The organism is Legionella stuttgartensis, assembly GCF_977063405.2.
In genome coordinates this window covers 145211-171782 of the sequence record NZ_CDRUHA020000058.1, presented here as the reverse complement: position 1 = coordinate 171782, position 26572 = coordinate 145211, and the positions used below count along the sequence as shown (strand labels likewise).

The window sequence follows — 26572 nt, the reverse complement described above, 5'->3', positions numbered from 1 at the left end:
GTATATACTTTTTAAAAGAGGCTATTATTTTGAGGCTTGAATATGGCAGGATTTGCTGAAACTGCACATTGGAGAGATTCCGCTCGAAGTGCTCGATTTTTTATAGTTGATGCTCGAGCTGCATTCCCTATTTTTTTATTTTTAATGCACATTAGGATCTGGACAGGGATTTTGGTTTTAATCTCTGCAGTGTTTTTTGGCATTATTGAGCATTACGGTTTTACAGTCCCTGTTTTTTTAAGGTGGATAAGAAGCGTTTTAGCTGGATCGCTTAAATCTTCTAAACCGTGGTGGCGATAAGATGGAACGAGATATTAGTAAATGCATGTCAGTTATTGCGGCAAGTTTAAATGCAAAATTTTATCTTAATGATCGATTTGTGAGTTACGATGAAGTTTTTGTAGATACCGGGTTGTTACCCGCTATTGCCAAACGAGCGGATCAATTGTGCTCTCTGTGTCTTGGGTATGGATTAGGAGCAACATTTGACGAGGCAGAAGGTGCTTTGTTAGGACTCAGAGTGATTTTTGATGAAGTAACACCTAATGTACTACGTTTGTTATGTATGACTGATGTGTTAAACGAATTGATTCAAGGTGGACCGAGTCGTGATTATACCCCTTTAGATGAGTTGATGTACGACTAGTTGCCTTTTGTGAAATGAATTGTAAAGAAATCGAAAGCACTGATGATTTTGCATACATTTACGATATTTTTTGATACACTAAATCTATTAAAGATTTATATGTTTTAGGGGTGATGCGATGGGAGTTATGAAAGGTTTTTTTGCTCACGGAGAACATGGACAAAGCGACGAGCCAGCTGCTACAGATGCTGTTAAGGAAATTACTAAATTAAAAGATACTGTTCTAAAAATGAGAGCAGTGGCTTTAGCAACGGGTAAAGATGGCTTGGATTTTCTTGACGAGGCAATAAATAAACTAGATGATGTAAACAATGTAGTAACTAAAGGCCCTGAAGCGTTGCAATCTCTGCAAGCCAAAGAAGCTAAGCAAACAACACCACTATTCCATGAAACTAAGCAACAACTTCAAGAAACTAAGCAACAAGATGTAGCCCAAGAAGAAGTCGAAAATGAAAGTGGGTCTCGCTTAGGAATGAGTTAATAGTAACTCCAAGTAAATTTAAATCTTTTTTTGTACTATTCACAAAGAGCTTACACGTCTCTTTGTGAATTTTATCTTTTTTATATAATCGAAATTACTGTTATACTCCTTAATATTGCATTGATTTATGCAGAGTGTTTCATTGTTAAAAGGTTACATTTGATGTTATGAAAAAAGAAACGTTCACCGAAGAGCATAATGACGCGATTCTTAAAGCATTGGATTATGCGATTCAAAATGGACCTTGGGATAAGTCAAATTTTCTGCGGTCAATTGGTAATCGCTTAGTTGGAATACGCGAGAATTTTGCCAAAAAAATTAATGCGCGCAGCCAAGCGCAAATTCGCTCTGATGCTCATTTAGCAAATCGTCTTGCTTTACGAAGTGGTCAGCAGGAAGTTTTTGTTTCTTTATATTCTTCGGATGGATCCAATCTACAGTCTTGGGAACGGATAATCACCAATTTGCCGCGGCAAATGATTTCTCGTCCAATCTACACTAATGAAGAGCAGGTAACAGCTGTAATTAAGTCAAAAGAGAATAAACAGAATGAGGCTTATGTAGCGATTTACATTAATAAAACAGATATTATTCCTCTCTCTCCTGATAAAATTTTATATGATAGATTAGGTAACCCCTTATTAACGTTAAAAGATAGATCTTTAGACGTAGAAAATATTACCCGTTTTGTTCATATAAGTGGTGTATATAAATATTCACGTGGTCGTTTGACTAAAGAACAGTGATCCTGTTTTAACGTTGTATAAAAGCATAGATATACTTGCGAATCTCTCGCAAAATTATCTTAGGGCAGTATATACTTAAAGCAAACAAATTATTTTTGAAGTAATCATTAATGGCACAACAACCGCAACAACAAGGTCAAGATAGTGGCATGGGTCCAATATGGGTCATGGTGCTGTTGTTTATTACTGGGTTTCTTATATGGAAAATGGGACATCAGTATATTGTGATGGTTGTTTTCCAAATTAATATTTTGCAAGCAAAATTGGTTAATCTTTTTGTTCATAGTGAGCAACTAGCAAGTTTGATTCAAATCATGCAAACAATAGATCCCAATGCAGTAAATTGGGAACAGCTGCTAGATACAACACGTGCTGTTGGTGACTTCATGCGTTACCCCGTGGTTCTTGTTCTTCTTGTCCTGGCAGTTCTTTTGTATCAGTCAAATATTACTCTAAAGTTTCGCAAAATTTATGATATGAAGAAATTACGTGAGCAAGAGCAATTTAACTGGCCTGCAATTATGCCTATAGTTAAAGAAAATTTGGTAGACCAAGATATAAATCAAGGTCCTTGGGCTATGGCTCTAACTCCAATGGAGTTTGCGCGTAAATACAATTTATTAAAAAAGGAAGATGTATTATTAGACAATCCTGTACCGGGGCAGGAGATGACAGCAGGGATTCGAAGAGGAGATGCGAAACGAGTTTTTACCCTGCAATTAGGCCCTTACTGGGACGGTTTTGAGCATTGTTCACCACAGGCTTACGCGTTGGCTGCTGTTTTCCTTGCTCGTATTAATCGGGATAGAGACGCCGCAAATAATATTTTAGCTACGTTAGATAAATCTTATGTGACAGGAAAGCTTGACTATTCAGTTGCTAGACCAACCATAGAAAAATATAAAAACACGGAAATTATACAGGAAGTTGTTTCAAAACACGCCTATACTTTAAGTGTAATGGCTTCATTACTGGAAAAAGCCCGGGATGATGGTGTTGTTCCGAGCGCTGAATTTTTATGGTTAAGGCCTGTTGATAGACGTTTATGGTATATGCTCAATTGTGTTGGGAGACAAACACCTTTTTCAGAAGTTGCGGGCGCATATGCTCACTGGAAAGCAGAAAAAGAAATGGGACGGCGTTCTTTGGTGCCAATGATAGATGAGGCGATTAAAGCTTTGGAGATTGCCATAAAAGAAGTTAAGTTAACACCCCGACAAATGCAGGAGTTAGAGCCATGATGCGAGGTATTGAATCACGTCATGAGTTAGATCCCACACTCTTACTTAGGGATACGCGAACTTTGACGCAGAGATTAGCTGATTTCTTCGCTGATCCAACTAATATTTCGATTATACTGTTTACTTTAGCAGCAATGTCTTATTATTTCTCCGAGGCTGCAACATTCTTAATGCTTGTAGGTGCTGGAAGTTTTCTTTACAGTTATACTCGGAAACAAAAACTCCCTTTCCGTCTTCCTCTAATTTCTAGAGTAAAAGATTACAACGATATGAAGCCAGGTGTTAACAAGCCTAATATGGCTCGTGGCATCGCTTTTTTCGGTAATGATCGAAAAACAGGGCATGAATTATGGTTTGCTAATGATGATATGCGTACCCATGCATTAATTTTCGGCTCAACCGGTAGTGGTAAAACAGAATGTTTGGTTTCGCTTGCTTTCAATGCTTTGGTCCAAGGCAGTGGTTTTATTTATGTAGACGGTAAAGGTGATAACTCACTCTATGCTAAAGTTTTTTCCATGGTCAGAAGCATGGGGCGTGAAGACGATTTGCTTCTAATTAACTTTATGACTGGTGCACGCGACATTATTGGTCCTCAAGAAAGAAGACTGTCCAATACCTTTAATCCGTTTTCTCAAGGTTCTTCCAGTATGTTAACCCAGCTTGTAGTGAGTTTGATGGGTGACTCAAAAGGAGGCGGAGATGGAGACATGTGGAAAGGTCGTGCGATCGCTTTCGTTGAGGCATTGATGCGTCTTCTAGTCTATATGCGTGATGAGGGGGCCATCCTTTTGGATGCTGATACCATCCGTAACTATTTTGATTTAACCCGGTTAGAAACCATCGTTGTTGATAAAATCTTCCCACGTGATAATCAAGAAAGTGTGAATATTGAACAAATTCCAAAACTGGTTACAGACCCTTTACGTAACTACTTAGGTACCTTGCCAGGTTACAATAAAGAGAAAAAAGGAAAGCAAGTATCACAGGTTTTGGAACAACACGGTTTTATTACCATGCAGCTGGTCAGAGCGTTTTCATCCTTGGCTGATACATATGGACATATTGTTCGTACGAACTTGGCGGAGGTAGATTTTAAAGACGTGGTATTGAACCGAAGGATTCTCGTTGTGTTATTGCCTGCTTTAGAAAAATCTCCCGATGAGTTGTCTAACCTTGGTAAGATTATTGTTTCTTCATTAAAAGCAATGATGGCTGCAGGTTTAGGAGAGGACGTTGAAGGGGATTATCGAGATGTGATCTTGAGAAAGCCAACGAATGCACCTACACCTTATATGTGCATTTTGGATGAGTATGGATATTATGCCGTTCAGGGATTTGCAGTGGTTCCTGCGCAAGCGCGTTCTCTTGGATTCTCTGCAATTTTTGCAGGGCAAGATTTACCTGCATTCCAAAAAGCCTCTAAAGAAGAAGCGGCATCCATTGGTGCAAATACGAACATTAAAATTTGTATGAAATTAGAAGATCCTACCGAAACATGGGATTTCTTCACTAAAACAGCAGGTGAAGCCTATGTAACTAAAGTGGATTCATTCCAGGCTAAAGATACCAGCATTGCGAATACCTATATGGACAGTAAAAGTTCTTCTTTTGAAAAGAGAGCTCGTGTTGACCTTTTGGATTTAAAAGAACAAACAGAAGGTGAGGCACATATATTCTTCAAGTCAAAAATTGTTCGTGCCCGCATGTTTTATGCGAACCCGAAACCTGTTAAGAAGTTGAAATTAAACCAGTTTTTAAAAGTCGAAGCGCCACCAGACGATTATTTAATGAAGTTACAAAAGCAATTGACTTCATTTCAGGCCATATTGGAAAGCGGCGATTTATCAATTAACAAAACTGCAGAAAGTGAAGAAATTACGCTTATTTCTAAGTTGTTACGTGAGTCTCCCATAGAGGAGCCGATAGAGCGAGGTGTCTCCGCCTTAATTGCATTCCATGGTCATAATGAACCTGAACCTGTCGAAGATCTGATTGAGGAAGAAGTCGAAGGTGCGTTAACAATATTTAGTCCTCTACGAGAAAATGAAGGTGCGCCTCCAGTGTTGGTTAGTGATAAAGCTGCATTCTCAGAGTCCTTATTACCCATTAATGAAACACGTAACCAGATGATGAACATTGAACGTCTAGCTGGAGCTAAAGATAAATATGCAGGCACAGTAGCGAATGAATTGATTAAAGATTTTCAATTGGCTACCAGTTATCCGCCTGAGGAGAGAGATTTCATCGCTCCCGATGAGTTAACCGACCTGGTTAAATCCTTGTCAGAAAAAATCGCAACAGAACGTGAAAAAGCGAGTAAAAAAGGCGAAGAAGAGTAAACTACACCATCAATTGTTTGATTTACTCTGCTTCATCAATCCTAGGTCCTTCTCAAGCCATGTTGATTCCTGGCTAAAAGCGTTTCAGACGCCTTAACACAAACTTTATTCCTTAAGCATTCAGGGCCCTGAGGCTATTTTATGTTGAGAAAAAATAATTCTAGCCGCTTTGTCTTTATACAAAAAAATGTAAAGCAATAAATAAATTTTCAAAAAAATAGCTATTTTATTGAATTCATTGTAACGTAATGATTTGTATCCTTTTCTTAAAGATGGAACACAACAGAACTACAGTCAGAATCATTTTGAAATGGTCATTTTGAAATATGAGGATAGTGAGTGAGATCAGTACGTATTAATCTAATTCAGGCTGTTGGATTGGTTGTCTTATTGACGTTGACCGCCTGTAAAGGTGACTATTGGGCTCTTGATAGAGAGGAGCCTAAATATCCTTGTAAGGTCCTTGGTGCCTGTGATGCCACCATCATGAAGCTCGCTAAAAAATTAAATAAAAAAGGGGTAAAAGTAATTACTATTGGCCAGGATTATATGATAAGTATCCCAGCGAATTATCTGTTTGAACCAGAAACCCCGCGTTTAAAATGGAAGTCTTATCCATTACTCAATGAAATTGCTGTATTCCTGAAACAGTTTCGAAAAATTGCAATTAATATAGCGAGCTACAGCAACAAGTATGTATCACCACAAAGAGAACATGCGTTGACTTTAGCCAGATCGCGAGTTGTTAGCGAATACCTTTGGTCTCAGGGAGTAGATAGTCGTTTTATCTTTACACAAGGATTAGGTAGTGATAAACCTATTATTGGGTTTACTAAAGGCGGTGATAATTCAATAAATGCAAGGGTAGAGATTACGTTTAGACGAGCTGTAGCATAGGGGAAATAATGAGTCGCGATTCTTGGGAATTGATAAAAAATAGTAAAAATTTCTATGTTATCTCCTATAGACGTGGATTAATCACTTTAATTATATCTTCAATAGTAAATTGCATTTTTGGAGTTTTAATCGTTTATATTCATTTAACACAGCCTGAACGGGATTATTATGCAACGAGTGGAATAGCACCACCTATTCAGTTGCAACCTATTTTGGCTCCGAATTTTACACCAAATGCGTTACTTCCTCCTGATCCACCAGCGGAGAGTGAGGATAAATTGATACCACAATAAGCAATAAATAGAGGATATTATGGCTGAAGATGCCTTGACAGTTGTCGCACTAAGAAACAAATTTTATAAAGACAGCCAGCGTAAAGTAATGCTTGCATTGTTAATTGCTCTTATTGTCAATATAGTTCTAGCTTCGTTATTGGTATACATGATTACCCATCCTCCAGCACCCAAGTATTTTGCGACGAGTATTAACGGTCGTATTACACCACTTTTTCCCTTAAATGAACCTAACCAATCCGATTCTGCAGTATTGCAATGGGCAAACCAAGCAGCTATTGCAGCATTTACGTATAATTTTGTGAATTATAGAGACGAATTACAGGCTTCATCTGGGTTTTTTACACCTGAAGGTTGGGATCAATTTTTAAGTGCTTTACAACAATCAAATAACTTGGATGCAGTCAAAGCTAAAAAACTGATTGTTTCGGCAGTAGCAACACGAGCACCCATTATCTTACAAAAAGGTGTATTAAACGGCAGTTTTTCATGGCGAGTACAAATGCCTATATTGGTAACGTACCAAAGCGCCAGTGAATTTACGCAACAAAATAATGTTGTTACTATGCTAATTACACGTGTTTCTACTTTAAATTCGCCTAGAGGAATAGGTATATCGCAATTTGTTGTGGGACCTGCCGCAGGTGGAGTGTCTTAATGAAAAAGCTGAACTGGTTTTTAAGGTTTTGTCTGATCTCCGGAATAGCTTATGGGGTTCCTGGTTCTTCTTATGCGCAGGACCAATCCGATAGTGCGCAACAGGCATTACAGCAGTTACGTTTGTTGCAACAACGTTTATCACAAAATCAGCCAGCAGCGCAAAATCAGCTCGCAGGCCAAAATCCAACAGCAGGGCAAAATCAAGCTCTTGGACAAAATCAAGCAGCCCAAAATCCAGAAGCAAATATTCCTATTCCTCTAGCAAATAATATTTATAAGCCTCCGCCACCAAATCCTGCAGCTAATTCTAATCCTAACCCTAATCCTAATGCGCCGGAGATAGTGACTCGAAATGATGAAGAGATTATTGATAACAAAGCATATAAGGATATGACACGAAGTCTCTATCCATTGAATACAGAGCAAATTGTTCATTTAAAACAATTAAATGAAACTATGGAATATGCAAAGTCTTCACCTGTAGGTACTCCACCAAAACCTACTGCAACTTCTCAATTCGTGAATTTATCACCAGGCTCCACTCCGCCCGTTATTCGTTTGGCGCAAGGATTTGTCTCTTCATTAGTTTTTCTTGATTCATCCGGCGCTCCATGGCCAATTGCTGCTTATGATTTGGGAGATCCAAACTCATTTAATATTCAATGGGATAAAACAAGCAATACGATAATGATTCAAGCACTGAAATTATACAATTATGGAAATTTGGCGGTGCGTTTGAGAGGTTTAAATACCCCCGTAATGCTCACCCTTATACCGGGACAAAAAGCTGTTGATTATCGCGTTGATTTGCGTGTTCAAGGTTATGGGCCAAATGCTAAAAGCATGCCGCTAGAAACAGGAATTCCGCCTTCAGCAAGTGAATTGCTTCTTCATGTTTTAGATGGTGTACCACCTCCCGGAAGTAAACGATTAAGTATTACTGGAGGTGATGCGCGGGCTTGGTTAGCTAACGACAGAATGTATGTTAGAACGAATCTTACTATATTGTCGCCGGGCTGGTTAGCAAGTATGACCAGTGCAGATGGGACGCATGCTTATGAAATGCAAAAATCCCCGGTGTTATTAGTCTCCTGGCATGGGAAAGTCATGCAGCTCAAGGTAGAAGGGTTATAAATGGCTGGCAGAAAAGAAAATATAAAATCGCTTTTTTCAAACACGCGTACGCGTGTGATCATCATTTTTACAGTGGCATTATTATTAATTGCTGTGGTGATAGGGTATATAAAATTAAGAGCTATAAATAGCGGTCCTTCAGCAGTTGCTACTGTTGGAAATACTCCAGGAGCCATCCAGTCTATCCCGGGTGTACTCAATCCAACAGCTCAATATGCAAAATTGCAGGAAGAACAAAATATTAACCAGGCGCAAAAAGCAGAGCAAAGTGGCGGTAGTGCGATTCCTACAATTATCCGCACCCAGGCTTTGGGTGAAGGCGTTGGCGTTATAGGATCTCAAGGAGGGCAAAGTGGTGTTGGGTTTGCGACATTAGCTCGTGAGAATGAAGAAGGGTCTCAAAAAAGTCTTTGGCTGCAGGCACTTCAAAACGGGGGGTGTTCAAAAACAGTTGTTAACCAGGTTATTAGTCAAGGAGCTCAATTATCCGATCTGAAAGAAGTGTGTAGTTGTGCCCAGTTAAAAGATAATGGTTATTCTTTAAAAGATTTGAATCAAGTTTGTCCGTGTAAAGAGTTAAAGGCTGCAGGCTATAATGCAAGGCAGCTTAAAGATGCAGGCTATAATGCTGAACGCTTAAGGGACTGCGGTTTTAATGCATGCGAATTACGTAACGCGGGCTTTACTGCACGAGAACTTAAAGATGCTGGTTTTTCTGATGATGAATTGAAAGGGGCAGGTTATTCTCCAGAGGAAATAGCCAATGCGAGTGGTTTACCGCCAGGGATAACTGCTGCGGACGTATTAAAAGCAGGTTGTAGTGTTGATGCTTTGACTAAATTACGTAAAGCTGGAGTTACTGCTTCTGCCATTCGACGCATCAGTGGATGTAGTGCAGCACAATTAAAAGCGGCTGGCTTTACTGCTAAAGAGTTGCGCGATGCAGGATTTAGTGCGGCCGATCTTAAACGAGCTGGTTTTACTCCAGAAGAATTGAAAGCAGCCGGATATAGTGCGAGGGATTTATTAAATGCAGGGTTTACCCCTGATGATCTTGCTAAGGCGGGTTATTCTGCGGCCGATATAAAGGCTGCTGAAGGTGAATTGCCCCCCGGCATTACTCCTAATGATGTTAAAAAAGCAGGTTGTGATGTTGATGCATTAAAAAGGGAAAGAGCTGCGGGGGTTAGCGCCGCCCTTATTAGACAGTATGCTGGATGTAGTGCCCAAGCATTAAAAGCGGCTGGTTTTACTGATGCAGATTTAGCAAATGCTGGTTTTACCCCGCAACAAATCAGTGCAGCAACTCCATTGACGGATGAGCAAATCAAAGCTGCTGGTTGTAACCCAGATAATCTGAAAAAACTCTTCGCAGCCGGTGTTTCTGCCAAACGCATTAAAGAATTAAATGGCTGTAGTGCGGAAGCTTTAAAAAATGCGGGATATGATGCTAAATCATTACTTGATGCGGGATATACACCGGCGCAACTTCTTGCGGCGGGATTTACTCCTAAGGACTTGCAAAATGCAGGATTGAGTCCTGCAGATATTCTTGCAGCCGGTCGGGTTGCAGATTGCAGTGTGGAATCATTGAAAAAAGCAAGAGCTGCAGGGATCAGTGCCCTCACTATTAAGAAAACACTTGGATGCTCTGCCAAAGCACTAAAAGATGCGGGTTATACTGCAAAAGAGCTTAAGGATGCTGGTTTTACAGCAGCTGAACTAAAAAATGCAGGCTTTAGTGCTAAAGATTTAAAAGATGCTGGTTTTAGCGCTAAAGAATTAAAGGATGCAGGTTTTAGTGCTAAAGAATTAAAGGATGCAGGCTTTAGTGCTAAAGACTTAAAAGATGCAGGCTTCAGTGCTAAGGATTTGAAGGATGCCGGATTTACAGCCGCACAGTTAAAAGCAGCTGGCTTTAATGCGAAAGAATTAAAAGATGCAGGATTTAGTGCTGCGGATTTAAAAAATGCTGGTTTTAGTGCAAAAGAATTAAAAGATGCAGGATTTTCTGCTGGAGATCTTTTAGGTGCTGGCTTCACACCCGATCAACTTGCTAAAGCGGGTTATTCAGCTGGAGAAATAAATGCAGCAGGGGCTACATTACCACCGGGGGTTACGCCAGATAGTATCAAAAACGCAGGTTGTAGTGTTGAGGCGTTAAAGAGGGAACGAGCAGCAGGAGTCAGTGCTGCATCAATAAAACAATATGCCGGATGTACTGCCGCACAATTAAGAGCCGCTGGTTTTACTGCCCAAGAGCTAAAAGATGCAGGTTTTAGCGCCAAAGATTTGAAGGATGCAGGATTCTCCGCTGCCGAATTAAGAGCAGCGGGTTTTAGCGCTAAGGATCTGAAAGATGCAGGATTTTCCGCAGCTGAGCTGCGAGCAGCAGGATTTAGTGCGAAAGACCTAAAGGATGCAGGGTTCACAGCAGCAGAATTAAAAGCAGCCGGTTATGGCGCTAAAGATTTGGCGAATGCAGGGTTTACCTCTGATGACCTAAAGAATGCTGGCTACAGTGCTTCTGAGTTAGTGAATGCTTTTCAAGTGGCTGGCTTGGGTGCTCCCGATGTTGGGCAAGGTACATTTAATATTGGCGGTGTCCCAACAGTAGGTCAAGGCGGAGCAGAGGGAGTTATAACCCCAGGGTCTGCCGCGAGTAATCAACAATTGCAAGATATTATTAACAGACAAAATCAGCAATTGGCTGAGCAAAAATATCAACAAAAAATTCAACAAAAAAGTTCTGACATGTTAACGGCGGCGAATCAATTAATCGCAGAATGGAAAAACGTGCCTACACAGACTTATACTTCAGGTAATGAAGAAAAAGGCGCTGCTGCTGCCGCTGCAGGAATGGGGCCTGGTCCTGGGGGAGCAGCCGTTACTCAGACCACCACCACTTCAACTACTCAAGTAAATATGATTAAAACGGGCGATGTACTGTTCGCTGTAATCGATACTTCCGTAAACAGTGATGAGCCAGGGCCTATTCTAGCAACTATTGTTTCCGGAAGACTCAAAGGATCCAAACTAATTGGTAGCTTTAATTTACCATCCAATGCCGACAAAATGGTTATTACATTTAACACAATGTCAATTCCTGGTGCACCAAAAACGATTTCGGTCTCAGCTTATGCAATTGATCCAAATACAGCAAGAACGGCTCTTTCAAGTAAAACAAACCATCACTTTTTATTAAGATATGGTTCATTGTTTGCTTCATCATTTTTAGAGGGCTTTGGTAATGCGTTTCAGTCTGCTAATACTACGGTCACCATAGGCGGTACAGGTGGTGGTAATAACGTAACCATTGCAAACGGTGTAGGTCGTTCTACTTTGGAAAATGCGGTGATTGGTTTAGCTACCGTTGGTAAAACTTGGGGGCAACAAGCTCAAGTATTATTTAATACACCTACAACTGTTGAGGTCTTTGCAGGAACTCCTGTTGGGGTCTTATTTACTCAGGATATACAATCTATTTAATTTGATGGTAGGTAAAAATGGCAGATAATGATCAAAACGATGAATATAAATTCGAAGAATTAGATTCTCTTGAGAACGAATCATTAGATACTTCAGAGTTTGATACCAAAAGCTCTGCTCCTGCACGATCAGGAGGAATGGAGCCCCCAAAGAATATTAAGCGAAATGCTTTAATTGCGGTAGGTGTTATTGTTTTTGCTATGTTGATGTATAAATTCATCGGTGGGATGTTCTCTAAAAGTACCACCCCTCCTAAGGAAAGTATAACTCCTGCTCCTGTAGCAGAAGTGACACCCACTCCTCCTCCTCCGGTGACAGAGATTCCTCAGGAACCTGTTCAATCACAACCGGTAGTTCAAGAGCAACCTCCCCAGCTTTCGGCGGTTCAAGAAAGCAATGCAGCGCTTCAGCAAAAAGTAGCATCTATTGAGGCCAGTCAACAAACGGTTCAATCCGAGGTTAGCTCAATGAACCAGCAAGTGGGGAATGTCAATAATAATGTAAATGCATTGAATGCTCAGATTACGAAACTAAATCAGATGATTAGTGATTTAAATAATCAGGTAGCCAAACAATCAGAAGTAATTAATGTATTAATAGAACGAACAAAACCTAAGCCTGTAAAGCGAGTAGTACATATTAAACCAGTAGCACCGCAAATAATTTATTATATAAATGCAGTAATTCCTGGTCGGGCTTGGCTAATTGGCACAAATGGTTCTACACTTACAGTAAGAGAAGGGACAAAAATCGCAGGATATGGGACTGTTAAGCTTATTGACTCCATGCAGGGTCGGGTTTTAACGAGTTCAGGGCGAGTAATTAGATTTAGTCAAGAAGATAGTTGAGGTGTTGTATGGCTGATACATGTACGGGCGGAAGTGTAGCTTGCTGGATATCAGGTCAAGTTAATATATTAACTAATATTGCAAATTCGCTAGTTCCTGTAGAGCGTCTTATTACAGGGGGGGCATATCTGATCGGTTGTGCTTTTTTGTTCAAAGCAGTCTATAGTTTAAAGACATATGGTGAAGCTCGTACGATGATGTCAAGTAATACGAGTATGAAAGAACCGATTGTATATTTATTTGTTGGCGCGTTATTTATTTATTTTCCATCGGCTTTTTCGACATTAATGGTGAGTACTTTTGGTTATCAAAATGTTCTCCAGTATGCTCCAACAGGAGGTAATAATACGACACTTGACACCTTATTCGGTAGCGGGAGTGTTGTAGGAAGACCCTTGACAATTATTATTCAGGTCATCGGTTTAGTTGCCTTCGTAAGAGGATGGGTGTTGATTGCACGCTCTGCTTCGCAAGGACAACCACCGGGAGGAACAGGAAAAGGTTTAGTTCACGTGTTTGGAGGGATATTAGCGATTAACATTGTAGGTACAATTGAGATGATTAATAATACTTTATATGGGACATCGTGACAGGCAGGACACGATATTAATTTGATTTAATTGTTAGTAATTTAAAATTGGGGAGAAAAAGGTGAAGAGTAAAGTCATTAGTAAATCTAGTTACAAATATTGGTTAGGCAGTTTTATTTGTTTAAGCTTATTGGCTTTGGTAAGTCCAGAGGCTTCTGCAGGCGGAATGTCTGTAGGGAAGATGGCATCAACGATTACCGGGTCATTTGAAAACTTGACGAAATTAATCACTGCAGGTTCTTATCTGGCTGGATTGGGATTCTCAATCGGTGCTATTATGAAATTTAAACAACACAAAGATAACCCCACCCAGATTCCAATAGGTACACCAATTGCTTTGGTATTTATCGCTGCGGCCTTATTATTCCTTCCTTCTATTCTAGGGGTAACCGGAGTAACAATGTTTGGCGGTAGTGGTGGTCAAACTGCAGGCCCAACTGGAACAATTTATACAAGCGGCAGCTAGTAGCATAGAAGTTGCTTTTATAATGGTAAGATTCATTTCTGATCCTCTTCCCGCAAGGGAAGAGGATCTTTTAATGAGTGTTGAACGAATAATTGCCAAAAAAAGTTAATTGTAATAAATGTGAGCCTAGAATATGGCAGTTAATCAAGAACAAAATAAATTAAAATTAATGGCTACGCCGGGTTCATGGCGTTTGTATTCTGCCAGAAAGGTGGACGAACGATTTAAGTCGTTCGAGCAAAAAGTATTTCAAAGAGATAGATATACGTGTAGGTTTTGTGGATTTCAAGCACGTTTATTTCAAGAAGTGGTAAACATTGATAATAATTATGCGAACAACAAATTAGATAACTTGGTGACCTCTTGTTGTTTTTGTGCCCAGTGCTTTTTTGTTGAATCTGTTGGCGTGGGTGGATATGGTGGCGGCACACTAATTTATGTTCCTGAGCTAACCCAAGCTGAGTTGAATAGCATATGTCATGTACTATTTTGTGCGATCACCAATGATACGGGATATAAGTCCAGTGCACAAAATATTTACCGAGCTTTCAAATTTCGTTCTCAACTCGTGGAAGAAAAATTTGGTGAAGGAACGAGCGACCCTGCAATTTTCGGTCAGTTAATGATTGATGCAGGTGTCAATGACGAAGAGAGAAGGGCTCAATTATTTAAAGATATACTTCTATTGCCTTCAAGGGCCAAATTTCGCAAACAAATTGAAAAATGGGCCGCTAGTGCATTAGAAGAAATTTCAAGTTAATGTGAGGAACGGAATGGCGCATTGGTCAGAATCTCTTTTTGAAGGAATAGATACCTTCTTTGCCTGGCTAAGTACATCGCTCAAGCAAACAACAGAATCATATATTGATTTAGAAACAGCTGATAGTCCAACGGTGTTGGTGAATCACGATGGCTCCTTAGTATCAATTTTGAAGGTTGAAGGCGTATCAGCCCTTGTAGGAAATGCTGAATTTGAAAATTTAGTTGCAGGTCTAACCAACTCATTTCAAGCGGCTATGGGGCGTCCAGGACATGCCCTGCAGGTTTATTTCAGTCATGATAAACAAAACATAAGGAAGTTGATTCAAGATACGTACCAACCGGCTACAGCCACGGCAAAACGTCTGGAGCTGAATTTAGAAGACTTGTTTGAAGAACGAGTTAATTACATGGCATCGTATTGCGCAGAAGAACGCGTTTATTTTGTGCTGTTTACACGACCCTTCAATTTAACATCGGAGCAATTAAAGGTTGCTAACAAAACTAAAATGAAGATGATCAAGGATATGAAGGCGCCACCGTTTAAAAACAGCCAGACTATCTATGCTGCAATCCCAGAATTACGTGATACCCATGATGCCTATGTCCGTTCCGTGATGAATGATCTGGATGCCCATCATGTGTTTGCTAAATTACTAGAAGTTCACGATGCGATACATGCAATTCGCATGACTGCAGATCCTGACTATACAGCGGATGATTGGCGACCCAGTTTGCCTGGAGATAGGGTAACAGTTAGAGAAATTAATAGTTTTGAAGGAGATGCCTCTGATTTATTATGGCCATCATTAGCAAAACAAGTATTTCCTCGTGATGCAGAAGCCTTGGATTTGCGCACAGTGAGGGTTGGTGATAAGATTTATTCCTCAACCTATATTGATTTATTCCCTAAAGATCTAAGACCATTTATTCAGTTATTTACCCGCATTCTACCTTCACATGTTCCTTGGCGAATCTCTTTTTTAATTGAGAGTGAGGGACTTGCTACGATTAAGCTTAAAGGAATGTTGGCTGCGATTCTTACTTTTAGTTCGGCACAAAATCGTTTGATCAGTGATTCAGTGAATTTATTAAAATATATACAGCTTAATACGGATGAATCAATAGTGCGCTTGCGAGTTGTTGCAACAACTTGGGCACCTGAAGACAGAATGCCATTATTGCGTCAACGTAGTTCTGAATTAGTAAAAGCAATTGAAGGATGGGGTTCAACTGATGTTTCTGAAATTTGTGGTGATCCTTTTGGTGGTTTTGTTTCCACTATGTTAGGGGCTACGCTCAATAGCACCGCTGTACCTACAGTTGCGCCACTAAGTTCGGTAGTATCCATATTACCTATTACTCGTCCTGCCTCACCCTGGACAAAAGGTGCATTGCTTTTTAGAACACCTGATGGCAAGCCTTGGCCCTTTCAACCAGGGTCTACAGAACAAACTACTTGGATTGATTTGGTGTATGCACGTCCCGGTTCTGGTAAATCAGTTTTATCCAACGCGGTTAATCTAGCATTATGTTTGTCTGGTGGATTGTTACGTTTACCACGCATTGCGATTATTGATATTGGACCTTCAAGTAGTGGACTCATCTCTCTGCTAAAAGAAGCGCTTCCCGCATCAAAACGTCATTTGGTTGCTTATCATCGTTTAAGGATGACTCCTGAGTATTCTATTAATCCTTTTGATACACAATTAGGATGTCGCTATCCTACTGCACTTGAGCGTGCTTTTTTAGTTAACTTTATTACGCTACTCACTACGCCTCTTGGTGCAGAAAGACCCTACGATGGTATGCCAGATCTTGCAGGTATGGTTGTAGATGAATTATATAAAAGTTTGGCTGATGAATATAATCCCGCACCTTATTCACCTGGGGTTGAGGAATTTATCGACAGTATTTTAGAAGAAATTGGTTTTATTCGTGATTCAAAATCAACGTGGTGGGAAGTAACAGACTCGCTTTATTCAGCAGGATTTGTTCATGAAGCGATGTTGGCTCAACGCTATGCGATGCCTTTATTGGCTGATGCTGCATCAATTTGTCGTACGCCCTCTATTGAAGATTTGTATGAAAGAATAACGGCGCCGACTGGCGAATCCTTAATTAATGCGTTTTCACGAATGATCTCCGCTGCAGTGCGGGAATATCCTATTTTATCACGTGTGAGTGCCTTTGATATTGGTGATGCGCGCGTGGTATCGCTTGATCTTGATGAGGTTGCAAAAAGTGGTGGGGATGCCGCAGACAGACAGACGGCGGTTATGTATATGCTGGCCCGGTATGTCTTGGCAAGACATTATTATTTAACTGAAGAAAGCCTAAATAATATACCCGAACAATACAAGGAATATCATAAAGAAAGGGTGCAAGAAATTCGCGAAGATCACAAACGTATTGTTTATGACGAGTTCCATCGTACTTCAAAATCTGCAGCAGTGCGTGAACAAGTCATTATCGATATGCGTGAGGGACGTAAGTGGAAGGTACAAATCGCCTTGTTATCCCAATCAGTTGATGACTTTGATCCAGTAATGATCGATTTCGCTACTGCAATTTACATCATGGATGCAGGACCTTCACAAGCGATCGAAAAAACAACTGCAATATTCGGACTCTCCGATACCGCAAAAACTGCTTTGCGCACCCGAGTACATGGTCCAAGACAAGGTGGGGGAACGTTTTTAGCCCAATATGCTACTAAAACGGGTGTGAATGTTCAGTTGCTTACCCTGACCTTAGGACCTGTGGAACTGTGGGCGTTTAGTACTACAGCAGAAGATGCTACAGTGAGAAACCACTTATATCGTCATCTTGGACCAGCAGAAGCAAGGCGTGTTTTGGCTGCATTATTTCCTAATGGTTCCGTTGCCAAAGAACTAGAAACCCGATTAAATAGTATGAAAGAAAAAATGGGTTTAATTGAAGATGAACTGAAAGAAAGTATTGTAGAACAATTAATCAACGAAATTTTGGATGCATATTCAAAAAATCCTGATGTTAAGAGTTTACCTGCAAAATTAACCTGAGTTCGACATAAAACGAATAAAATAATTTTATCCTTTTAAGTCATAAACTTTATCCCGTATTTAATGTAATACGGGAGCCCTTCCCAATAAATAAGTTCGAGTTAAAAAATAATCCTATTTTTAAATCGAATTCAGCTTAGTGTAATTTAATATTCTCTTAAGAGAACTCCCCTATAATCAACCTCGTTCTGAATTATGAATGGATTGGCAGCGTTCAATGCATTCAGAAAAGAATAAAAATAATAAAAAAAGGGAAGCTTTAGAATGAGGTTTTATATGAAAAATGCAATCGCTATTTTGTTTTCACTATTGATAGGTATTAATACCAGTTTTGCCCTGACAAATACGGAAATTCCAGATGAAATGTACATTAAAGAACATTGGATCAGTTTAACCACTAGCTATGACATTGAAACAAAAACCCGAAAACTAGGAACTTTATATAGAAAGTTCTTTAGTTTGTTATTAACGTATGAATTTTTTGATCCATTTGATAACAAATTAGCTTATGCGCGTTCAAAATTTCTTTCTCTTACTGCTCATTTTGATGTGTACGATAATTTTGAAAATTTTATTGGAGCAGCTGATGAACGATTATTTGCCTTTTTCCCTACGTTTGATATTTATGGCCAAGATGGATATACAAAATTGGCTAAGGCGAGTATGAACTTTTGGGGCACAACATTCACAATCTATGATCCGGTAACTGATAAAGAAATGGCCACTTTATATCGACCATTTTTTCGACTGAAAAATGATTGGACTTTTAATATTACTAATCGCGAATTATTTAATCAGAAAGAAATTGATTCTCGGGTTCTGATGACTGTAATTGCGTTTCAAGGTGATAGAGAATATTGGGAAAGTACGCACCGAAATGACTTAAAGTTCATGGCGAAGAAATCGAATCAAACGAACGAAGTTACATCGGAGCAAGTAAGTGGTCTTTTAGAAAAAATTGCAGAAGTTAGTAAGCACGAAGGTATAGAAAACATAAAAAATCCTGATCCAAAAATGATGGATGTTCTTGCTAATGAGCTGGAGAGTAATTATAGAAAAACTCATATGCTTGCTGAGGCGACACAGACAAACCAGGAAAAACTTGCTGCTTTCGCTGAATATTGTTTGACTTTGGTACAATCCAATTCTCTTACTCATGAGAAGAAAAACGCTATTCTTTTCTTACTTAAAACACGTTTGGAAGGGGCTGTGAATCTGATTTGACAGCGATGCCACTAATTGGTGATCACTCACTACGTCTTCTAATTTACCTTCAGTTTTGACTGGACTTATAACAATAACCACGCCCCGCGGCTTGTCCGCGGGATCCCCTAGTTTCAAGGAAAACTTAAGGTGAATTGGAAGCACTAAGTTTGGGATGACGAGTTTTTTCGATATGCGCAAATTTAATTTGTTCTCAGGGGCAATGTTACAATTACTTTTAAACCTCCTTGGAAATTATTAGTCAGCGTAATATCGCCTTGGTGCATTTGAATAATTTCTCTTGCAATTGTTAATCCAAGTCCGGTGCCGCCTGTACTGCGTGAACGTGAATTTTCACCTCGGTAAAAGGGCAAGAAAACATGTTCTAGATCTGCTTCTGCTAATCCTGGTCCCTGGTCTGTAATTGTAATTTCTATTTTATTTTGTAGGCAATTTAAGTGAATCATCGCCTTATAACCATAATGAACTGCATTATTAATTAAATTATTGAACGCTCGTTTTAATAAATTTACCGTACCATAATAAACCAGTTTCGTGGTTTCACTAGTAAAACTGACATCATAGTTCAGTTCGATGGCATCATCTTTCAGTGATGAAAGCAGTGCTACCAAGTCAAAAAGTTGGGGTTTTTCCTCAACATTTACATCTCTGAAATAATCCAGAGTTTCACGAATCATGAGTTCCATCTCATTGATATCGGCCATTATTTTGCTGTAATTGGGATCATCCTCCAAATATTCAGCACGTAATTTTAAACGAGTTAGCGGGGTACGCAGATCATGCGAAATCGCTGTAACTACTCGAGTTCGATTGGCTAAAAGCTTGTTTACTTTTTCTTGGAGATCATTAATTTTCTTAAAAATAGTTTTTTGATCCTGGTTTCCAGTTATTGGGATAGGTAACCAATTTTCTTGATGCTCACTGTAATGAAGGCTTTGGATTAAGGTATGAATAGGTTGATTGAGTGTTCGTACTGCCCAATAATTGATGAAGAGTAACGCACCGATTAGGATAAGAAACAGGCTGACAACTGAGTTTGCTTGCACGGGATAAAAGGAAATTACCTTGATATTTAACCAGTTATTCTCTTTTATAAAAACGGAGAATTCTAATTTTTTGTTTTGTTTTATTAAATTAAAAAGCACAGGGGCTTTTAATGTCACAAACGCATTTTTATCGTACAAGGGTTTAGGAGATAAAGTTATTTCAGCCCAGGATATACTCTGATTTCGCAAGATCAGGGGCCATATGGATTGGGGATTTTTTTGTAATAGGGTGACAAGATGAGTCAATGAGCGTACTGCTTTTGGAGGAAGAGGCGAATGGATGTTTTCATAATAATATTTCCCTAGTTGCATCAGTGAAAAAATTATTAATAGATTCCCGAGAATTAATCCAATTAGGGTTTTTTTTGCCGTTTTAGTTAATTGGGTCATACCAAATCAACCTTGGTTTTGAATTGGTAGCCACCTCCTCGAATTGTTAATAAGGATCGTGGATTACGAGGATCCAGCTCAATTTTTTTACGCAAACGGCCTATAAGTACATCAATCGTTCTATCTTGCGAATCACAGTCTTTGTCATACAATAAGTCCATCAATTGATCGCGACTTAGAATTCGTCCAGGGTGTTCTAAGAAAATAATTAATAACTCATATTCTCTATGACTTAAAGGGATGGCTACAGATTCTTTATCAATTAAAGAATGGGTATTCCGATCAAGAATCCAATTATCAAAATGAATTTGTTGTAGTGGCGTCAGTTTTTTACGATCCTGTTGTAATTCGCCCTGAGTTCTTCTTAATTGTGCTTTGACACGTGCAAGTAATTCACGAGAACTAAAGGGTTTGGAAATATAATCGTCTGCACCCAACTCCAGGCCTGCAACCCGATCAGCAATACTGTTTGCTGCACTGAGCATAATAATAGGCATGCTGTGAGTTTGACGAATTGTTTGACATAGATTTAATCCATCAATTCCTGGGAGCATGATATCTAAAATAATTAAATCAAAATTATGTTCTCTTAATAGCTGTTTGATGTTTAAGCCATTCAAGGTCCAGGTGGTTCGAAAACCATTTTTAATCAAGTAATCATTAATCAAGTGCGTAATTTCTTGATCATCATCAATAATCAATATGTGGCTTTTTCTTGTGCTCATGAATCACCTGATAAAAGAAATTGTGTCTAGGTACGGCGAAGCGGAACCCTAAGCTTTGACGTATAAAATTCCGCCTATTAGGCTGTATTATAACAGTAAACCGCCCTATGTTTAGCATTGTAACAGGGTTGTTACAATAAACAGCGTATTTGTCATATTCCTATTACATTGCCTCATTACACTTATCAATGAACCTAATAGGAGAAATAAAATGAATGTGAAACGTTTCTTATTAATTAATAGCTTAGCTTTCAGTGTATTAAGTACCTGTATTGCAACAGCACAACCAGTAGCATCTGGTGCGACAGTTTCGATCAATCAAACAGGTCATTATCGTCAGCATGTTGGTAAATTGTTAACTCCAGAGCAACGGATGGAGTTGGCTAAAATCAAACAAAATCTTCGCACACAAATGGCTCCATTAATTAAAGAAAAACGGGCTTTGAGTATGCAAATAAGGGGCAAATTAGCTACCCCAAATGCAAAATGGAGTGATATAGCGAACTTGGTAGAAAAAAGAAATCGTGTTAATGCGAAAATAAGTACCCTCTGGGCTCAAACTCAATTTCAAACCTATCAAAAATTGGGTGTTTTATTGCCTGTCCATCATGGTCACCATTGTGGTTTTCAGAATAAAAATCTTACTAAAAGATCATAAAATGCATTAGACGGTTTCGTGTCTTTGCGAAACCGTTTATTTATTTAATTCAATGACCACAACTTTGATGGGATGATTACTCATGTTTTCATCAGTATGTAATTCACCAGGAACGTCTTTAGAGAGATAATACGCCTTATCCTTTTCCAATTTTAAGAAATGTTCTTTTCCTTTATTGTTGACTACTTTTAGCAATCCATTATCTAAGGCAACGATGACTCGATTATGTTCATGCCGATGCATTTTTAAACTGTGTTTTTTATTCGGATAGATCACGGTGGTCCAGACTGAAACTTCTTTATTTGAAAGTTGAGGAGTGCGCACGGTTTTTTGATCCTCTGCATAGGAATCCATTGATGTTAAAAAGGCAAGCGTAGAAAGGATAAAGATAATGTATTGTCGCATAATGTTTCTCCATGATTTTGGGAGACTATAATATATTGAGTGTGTTTTAAGAAGATGAATCAAGAAAATAGATTTCGATTTTTGATCCTTATTTTCCTCGAACCTCAACACTGTCACTGCCTATTTGTAAAAATGCGTTTAAGAAGCATCGGCGCATTTTGCAACAACAATCTGTTTAATTAACTCGGTTAATAGCATGTAATTTTGTGTTTTATGGGAGGTTGCCCGCCAGGCCACTCCAATTTCTCTATAGGCATAATCGCTTTTTAAAGGAAGTGAGACTAAATCAGTACCCGTAAGAATACCGCTATTAATTGCAAGATTAGGTAAAAAAGTAATTCCAGGCTGATGACTTACCATTTGAATTAAAGTATGCAGGCTAGTGGCGAAGAAATGATTGATCTTTTTGCTTTCTTTTAATTGACATGCTTGTAATGCATGTCCTGTCAAACAGTGTTCTTTTTCCAGAAGGAAAATACTGTTTTCTGGCAATTGACTGATTTCTTTGTCAAATCCTTTATGTGACCACGTTTTGGGTAATACCAATTTAAAATAATCTTTGCATAAAACCTGTGTCTGGAATTCTTGGGTAGGGTAGGGAAGTGCTAAAATAACAAGATCAAGTTTTCCCTCACTCAAATAGTTCAAAACATTGTCCGTAGTGTCCTCTCTGATGAATAAGATAAGTTCCGGATAAAGTTGCTGACACAGATTTTGTAAATCACTTAAAATAAAAGGGGCAATGGTAGGAATTACTCCCAAATAAAACGGTCCTTGCATTACTTTCCCTTGATTGCGCGCGTAGTCCACTAAATCATTGCTTTGTTCAATAATCAGTCGACTGCGACGAACAATTTCTTCTCCTAAGGGAGTGAACAGAAATGTTTTATGATCTCGTTCAAGTAATTGTGCTTCCAAAGTTTCTTCAAGACTTGTAATGGCTGCACTTAAGGTTGACTGACTAATAAAACACGAAGCCGCAGCACGGCCAAAATGTTGATGGTCATATAGTGTAATTAGGTAATGAAGCTGTTTAAGGCTAACTAATCTACTCATCGATTTTTCCGATTAAAGTTATCTATTTTATTCATTTTAAATAATTATACACCATAACTATAATTTAATTGAACCAAACGAATGAGGAGAATTTTATGTTAACTGTTGGTCAAAAAATTCCAGAATTTTCTGTTGTTGCAGCAAAACCTGGCTTTAACAATCATGAAGAAAATGGTGCGAGTGCTTTTGAAGTGATTACTGAACAAAGTTTTTCAGGAAAATGGAAAGTACTTTTTTTCTACCCTAAAGATTTTACGTTTGTATGTCCAACAGAAATTGTCGAGTTTGCAAAATTAAATAGCGAATTTAACGATAGAGATACAGTAGTACTTGGAGGAAGTACTGATAATGAGTTTGTTAAATTGGCTTGGCGAAGAGAACATAAGGACTTACATCACTTAAATCAATACAGTTTTGCAGATGTGCAAGGAAAATTAACGGATGGTTTTGGTATTAGGGATGAGGAAAGTGGTTGTGCTTTAAGAGCAACATTTATTATTGATCCAAACAATGTGATTCAACATGTGAGTGTTAATTCATTAAATGTTGGGCGTAATCCTCAAGAAATATTGCGTATTTTGGATGCTTTACAGACTGATGAATTGTGTCCTTGTAATCGTCCCATTGGTGGTGAAACATTATAAGCCTGAGCAAAATTCAGAAGTTCTTATCGATAAGAGCTTCTGTAGAGGAGAGTAAGTATGTCTATAGAACAATTGAAACAAATGATACCTGATTTTGCTAAGGATATTCGTCTTAATGTGAGCAATTTATTTGGTAATGTGGCCCAATCAGGTTTAACAGAAGCGCAGTTTTATGGGGTTGCATTAGCTGTAGCTTATACTTTAAAAGATAAGCATATTATCAATGCTATTAAAACAGAGGGTTCATCCTACATTACTTTGGAACTAGAACAGGCTGTAAAAACAGCTGCTGCTTTGATGGCAATGAATAATATATATTATCGAGCGATTCATTTGGCAGAAAATAAGGAACTTGCAGCAATGCCTGCTAATTTGCGTATGAATGGTATGTTAAATCCTGGGGTACCTAAAGCGGATTTTGAGTTATTTGCTTTGGCCGTATCTGCTATTAATGGCTGTGGGATGTGCATCCATTCACATGTAAAGCAATTGTTGGAGCATGATTTAAATAAAGTTGCAGTACAGTCTGTACTTCGAATTGCTGCGATTTTAAATGCATTGTTTTTTGTTCTATCACAGACTGAACTTTAAATTAGTGGTTCTGGGTTTTGGTATATAACATTACCCGGAACTAAAATTCATCGTATGTAGTACGTATTTTTACGCTATCTGTTTTCTTGTCCATTTCAGACTTCCTTAAGCTTGCAGGTTTATAATTTAATCAATATGTTGCTATGGGCGTCATGAAATTATGAAAAACCATTCCAAAAAGGACTCAGAGAAAAAAAAGGAACCTGAAAAGAATAAAGAAAGTGGTTTAAGTATTTCAAATGCTTTGCGAGCGACTAAAAGAAAACTATTTTCTCAGAAAACAAATTTAACAAAGGTTGCTGCAGAAAATACCTCATCATCTATAGATACAAGTAAAGAAAATAAACCATTAAAGACAGCACATGAACTAACGCAGCTATCAAACAAAGGAAATTCTCTTTATCAATCGATTAAATCACCTCCTGAGCATCTTAAAAAACAATTTATTAGTGATGAGGAAGCACGCAATCTACTTGTGCAGTATGAGTCGAGAAAAAAAGCAAATATGTCTCGAGAAGAAATGATCGATCTGTATCGAAGTTTGCAACCCAAACCCCCTACAGTAAAAGATCAACGCATTGAGCAAAAAAAACAACCATTACAAGTTGATACTGCAATAATAGAAGAAAAACCTAAGAGCAAAGTACCCAAGAAGAGCTCTTATATGATAAATGGAATGATTTATCGTCATGATCAAAAAGTAGAGGAAACAAAATCCATTTCTACGATAGATACTGGGGATGGGATTGATGTTCGCGATGTTGAAAGCCCTATGCAGAAGACGTCTCCTCTTCAAGAAAGAAATGCCGAGAGTTCAGTACAGAGCGATAAAATCGTAAGAACAAAACCAGCGCGCTTATATCAATCACGCATGGTAAATGGACGAATTTATCGTTATGACCAAGAGGTGCCTGTGTCAGAACAACGCCAACAAGAATTAAAAAGTAATGCACTTGTAGCTCGCGATGTCCAAAGTCATTGGAAAAAAGCCCGAGCAAATCGAACGATAGAGATTGATTTACCTCATTCGCAAGGCAAAACTACAGTCAAATTAATTGCTTCAAAAAAACTGGGTGGTGGTGCCTTTGGGACAGCTAAAAAGATTTTAGTGGAACATCTTGATGGCCGTCAGGAAAAAATGGTCGTCAAAGTGATTAAGCATGGGAACAACATTGATTTTAAACTTATTGAACGAGAAGGTGAAATTTTAGAAACGGTTGGCATGTTAAAGGGCGTTCGTGCGACTTCCTGGCAACACAACTTCTTTATGCCTTATGTTGGTAAAAAAATATCGCGTTACCTTATTAACCAAGATCCAGGAAATATGCAATTTTCTCTCTCCGCGGATGAGCGCTATGTGGCAATTATGGGGTTATTAGAAAGCTTAGTAAAAATTCATGGAAGAAAAGTTATTCATAGTGATATTGGTATCCATAATTTGGGATTGAGAAAACACCCTCTCTCAGCAGCATTATTTGATTTCAATTTGTCAGTTAGAGAAGGGGAAAAACGAGGTAATGCGGGTGTTCCTTTTACGGCTGCACCTGAAATATTGAAGGGAGAAGGGAATAGTTATGCGAGTGATGTTTATTCTGCTGCCATAACAATCGCTTTATTATTAGAAATAACCACTTATAAGATGTTACAGTTTATTGAATTGCCGCAACATGTTGCTCCAGTGGCTTTCTTAGCACCTAAAGACGATGGGCCCTTGAAAGAAGGGGCCATTAGTAAAATGCAAAGAACGTTTGGTTTCACGGCCCAACAGGCCGAATGTATTTATTCATTACTTGAGAAAATGACGAGTAAAGCTCCGGAGTTGCGACCTACAGTTGAAGAGGCATTCTCCTCATTCCATGAATTATTAAAGACTCCTAAAGCTTCAACAGAATATCGTGCACTTTCTTAAATTTACACTAATGGCTTGGGGAAAAAACTCCCTTCTCAAGTCATTTTTTACGTTGATTTAGGTACTATGCATCTTGCCAGTCTTCAGGTTCTAAAGGAATGATAAGCCATAACAGAATATAGGCAATAAATGCGGCACCACCCAGTAGGAAAAAAATAACAAAAATAATTCTTACCCATACTGGATCTACACCAAAATAAACACCTAAACCACCGCATACTCCAGCAATTTTTCGATCTTTACGTGAGCGCCATAATTTTTTGTAGGGTTGATTCATAATTTACCTTC

At 38.7% G+C, this 26572-nt stretch carries 26 protein-coding genes; 21 read left to right on the top strand and 5 right to left on the bottom strand.

Going from position 1 to position 26572, the window contains the following annotated elements; genetic code table 11:
• Window positions 1-42 precede the first annotated feature (42 nt).
• From icmT to ACWTEW_RS17490, 17 genes are all read left to right on the top strand, one after another.
• Window positions 43-300, top strand: coding sequence for an IcmT/TraK family protein (gene icmT / locus ACWTEW_RS17570; protein ID WP_454782957.1), 258 nt, complete (start codon window positions 43-45; stop codon window positions 298-300).
• A gap of 1 nt (window position 301) precedes the next feature.
• On the top strand, window positions 302-646 hold the full coding sequence (locus tag ACWTEW_RS17565) for a type IV secretion IcmS family protein (protein WP_182391556.1): 345 nt from the start codon (window positions 302-304) through the stop codon (window positions 644-646).
• A gap of 118 nt (window positions 647-764) precedes the next feature.
• Entirely contained in the window at window positions 765-1127 is a 363-nt protein-coding gene (locus ACWTEW_RS17560; protein ID WP_454782956.1) for a hypothetical protein, read from the top strand.
• Window positions 1128-1294: 167 nt separating this feature from the next.
• Complete coding sequence (gene icmQ, locus ACWTEW_RS17555; RefSeq protein WP_454782955.1) at window positions 1295-1873, top strand: Dot/Icm secretion system protein IcmQ; 579 nt, start codon at window positions 1295-1297, stop codon at window positions 1871-1873.
• A 110-nt stretch (window positions 1874-1983) separates the two neighbouring features.
• Complete coding sequence (icmP, locus tag ACWTEW_RS17550) at window positions 1984-3114, top strand: type IVB secretion system coupling complex protein DotM/IcmP (RefSeq protein ID WP_454782954.1); 1131 nt, start codon at window positions 1984-1986, stop codon at window positions 3112-3114.
• Entirely contained in the window at window positions 3111-5456 is a 2346-nt protein-coding gene (locus tag ACWTEW_RS17545) for a TraM recognition domain-containing protein (RefSeq protein WP_454782953.1), read from the top strand. Before icmP ends, ACWTEW_RS17545 begins: the two co-directional genes overlap by 4 nt.
• A gap of 339 nt (window positions 5457-5795) precedes the next feature.
• Window positions 5796-6353: a type IVB secretion system protein IcmN/DotK gene (icmN, locus tag ACWTEW_RS17540; RefSeq protein WP_454782952.1), complete on the top strand. Its 558-nt coding sequence runs from the start codon at window positions 5796-5798 to the stop codon at window positions 6351-6353.
• An 8-nt stretch (window positions 6354-6361) separates the two neighbouring features.
• Window positions 6362-6646 (top strand): type IVB secretion system protein IcmM/DotJ, encoded by a 285-nt coding sequence (gene icmM / locus ACWTEW_RS17535; RefSeq protein ID WP_454782951.1) that lies wholly within the window; start codon window positions 6362-6364, stop codon window positions 6644-6646.
• Window positions 6647-6665: 19 nt separating this feature from the next.
• Complete coding sequence (locus ACWTEW_RS17530; protein WP_058466659.1) at window positions 6666-7304, top strand: type IVB secretion system apparatus protein IcmL/DotI; 639 nt, start codon at window positions 6666-6668, stop codon at window positions 7302-7304.
• Window positions 7304-8440 (top strand): DotH/IcmK family type IV secretion protein, encoded by a 1137-nt coding sequence (locus tag ACWTEW_RS17525; protein ID WP_454782950.1) that lies wholly within the window; start codon window positions 7304-7306, stop codon window positions 8438-8440. Before ACWTEW_RS17530 ends, ACWTEW_RS17525 begins: the two co-directional genes overlap by 1 nt.
• Window positions 8441-11929: a type IVB secretion system protein DotG/IcmE gene (gene dotG, locus ACWTEW_RS17520; protein WP_454782949.1), complete on the top strand. Its 3489-nt coding sequence runs from the start codon at window positions 8441-8443 to the stop codon at window positions 11927-11929.
• A gap of 17 nt (window positions 11930-11946) precedes the next feature.
• Window positions 11947-12777: a type IVB secretion system protein IcmG/DotF gene (gene icmG / locus ACWTEW_RS17515; RefSeq protein ID WP_454782948.1), complete on the top strand. Its 831-nt coding sequence runs from the start codon at window positions 11947-11949 to the stop codon at window positions 12775-12777.
• Window positions 12778-12785: 8 nt separating this feature from the next.
• Window positions 12786-13367 carry a type IV secretion protein IcmC gene (locus tag ACWTEW_RS17510; RefSeq protein WP_454782947.1) on the top strand — a complete coding sequence of 194 codons (582 nt, stop codon included), beginning with the start codon at window positions 12786-12788 and terminating at the stop codon, window positions 13365-13367.
• A gap of 61 nt (window positions 13368-13428) precedes the next feature.
• Window positions 13429-13833, top strand: a complete 405-nt coding sequence (locus tag ACWTEW_RS17505; protein WP_454782946.1) for a type IV secretion protein IcmD — start codon at window positions 13429-13431, stop codon at window positions 13831-13833.
• A 133-nt stretch (window positions 13834-13966) separates the two neighbouring features.
• Window positions 13967-14593, top strand: coding sequence for a type IVB secretion system protein IcmJDotN (gene icmJ / locus ACWTEW_RS17500; protein ID WP_454782945.1), 627 nt, complete (start codon window positions 13967-13969; stop codon window positions 14591-14593).
• A gap of 13 nt (window positions 14594-14606) precedes the next feature.
• Window positions 14607-17636 carry a type IV secretion protein IcmB gene (locus ACWTEW_RS17495; protein WP_454782944.1) on the top strand — a complete coding sequence of 1010 codons (3030 nt, stop codon included), beginning with the start codon at window positions 14607-14609 and terminating at the stop codon, window positions 17634-17636.
• A gap of 276 nt (window positions 17637-17912) precedes the next feature.
• Window positions 17913-18860, top strand: a complete 948-nt coding sequence (locus ACWTEW_RS17490) for an LURP-one-related/scramblase family protein (RefSeq protein ID WP_454782943.1) — start codon at window positions 17913-17915, stop codon at window positions 18858-18860.
• 182 nt (window positions 18861-19042) lie between these two features.
• Here the strand turns inward: ACWTEW_RS17490 and ACWTEW_RS17485 are convergent, their stop codons facing one another.
• Entirely contained in the window at window positions 19043-20296 is a 1254-nt protein-coding gene (locus ACWTEW_RS17485) for a sensor histidine kinase (protein WP_454782942.1), read from the bottom strand.
• Complete coding sequence (locus tag ACWTEW_RS17480; protein ID WP_454782941.1) at window positions 20293-21021, bottom strand: response regulator transcription factor; 729 nt, start codon at window positions 21019-21021, stop codon at window positions 20293-20295. Before ACWTEW_RS17480 ends, ACWTEW_RS17485 begins: the two co-directional genes overlap by 4 nt.
• Before the next feature lie 211 nt (window positions 21022-21232).
• Between ACWTEW_RS17480 and ACWTEW_RS17475 the strand changes: the two genes are divergently transcribed.
• Window positions 21233-21679 carry a hypothetical protein gene (locus ACWTEW_RS17475; protein WP_454782940.1) on the top strand — a complete coding sequence of 149 codons (447 nt, stop codon included), beginning with the start codon at window positions 21233-21235 and terminating at the stop codon, window positions 21677-21679.
• A 36-nt stretch (window positions 21680-21715) separates the two neighbouring features.
• On the opposite strand, the gene ACWTEW_RS17470 is transcribed toward ACWTEW_RS17475, so the two are convergent.
• Both ACWTEW_RS17470 and ACWTEW_RS17465 read right to left on the bottom strand, forming a co-directional pair.
• A complete protein-coding gene (locus ACWTEW_RS17470; protein WP_454782939.1) occupies window positions 21716-22084 on the bottom strand; it encodes a cupin domain-containing protein in 369 nt (122 codons plus the stop codon).
• Between the two features lie 138 nt (window positions 22085-22222).
• Window positions 22223-23140, bottom strand: a complete 918-nt coding sequence (locus tag ACWTEW_RS17465) for a hydrogen peroxide-inducible genes activator (protein ID WP_454782938.1) — start codon at window positions 23138-23140, stop codon at window positions 22223-22225.
• Between the two features lie 95 nt (window positions 23141-23235).
• On the opposite strand from ACWTEW_RS17465, the gene ACWTEW_RS17460 reads away from it, so the two are divergent.
• From ACWTEW_RS17460 to ACWTEW_RS17450, 3 genes are all read left to right on the top strand, one after another.
• Window positions 23236-23784: a peroxiredoxin gene (locus tag ACWTEW_RS17460; RefSeq protein ID WP_454782937.1), complete on the top strand. Its 549-nt coding sequence runs from the start codon at window positions 23236-23238 to the stop codon at window positions 23782-23784.
• 57 nt (window positions 23785-23841) lie between these two features.
• On the top strand, window positions 23842-24375 hold the full coding sequence (locus ACWTEW_RS17455; protein WP_454782936.1) for a carboxymuconolactone decarboxylase family protein: 534 nt from the start codon (window positions 23842-23844) through the stop codon (window positions 24373-24375).
• A gap of 160 nt (window positions 24376-24535) precedes the next feature.
• Window positions 24536-26284 (top strand): protein kinase domain-containing protein, encoded by a 1749-nt coding sequence (locus tag ACWTEW_RS17450; RefSeq protein ID WP_454782935.1) that lies wholly within the window; start codon window positions 24536-24538, stop codon window positions 26282-26284.
• Window positions 26285-26348: 64 nt separating this feature from the next.
• On the opposite strand, the gene ACWTEW_RS17445 is transcribed toward ACWTEW_RS17450, so the two are convergent.
• Window positions 26349-26561 carry a PspC domain-containing protein gene (locus tag ACWTEW_RS17445; protein ID WP_454782934.1) on the bottom strand — a complete coding sequence of 71 codons (213 nt, stop codon included), beginning with the start codon at window positions 26559-26561 and terminating at the stop codon, window positions 26349-26351.
• Between the last annotated feature and the right edge of the window lie 11 nt (window positions 26562-26572).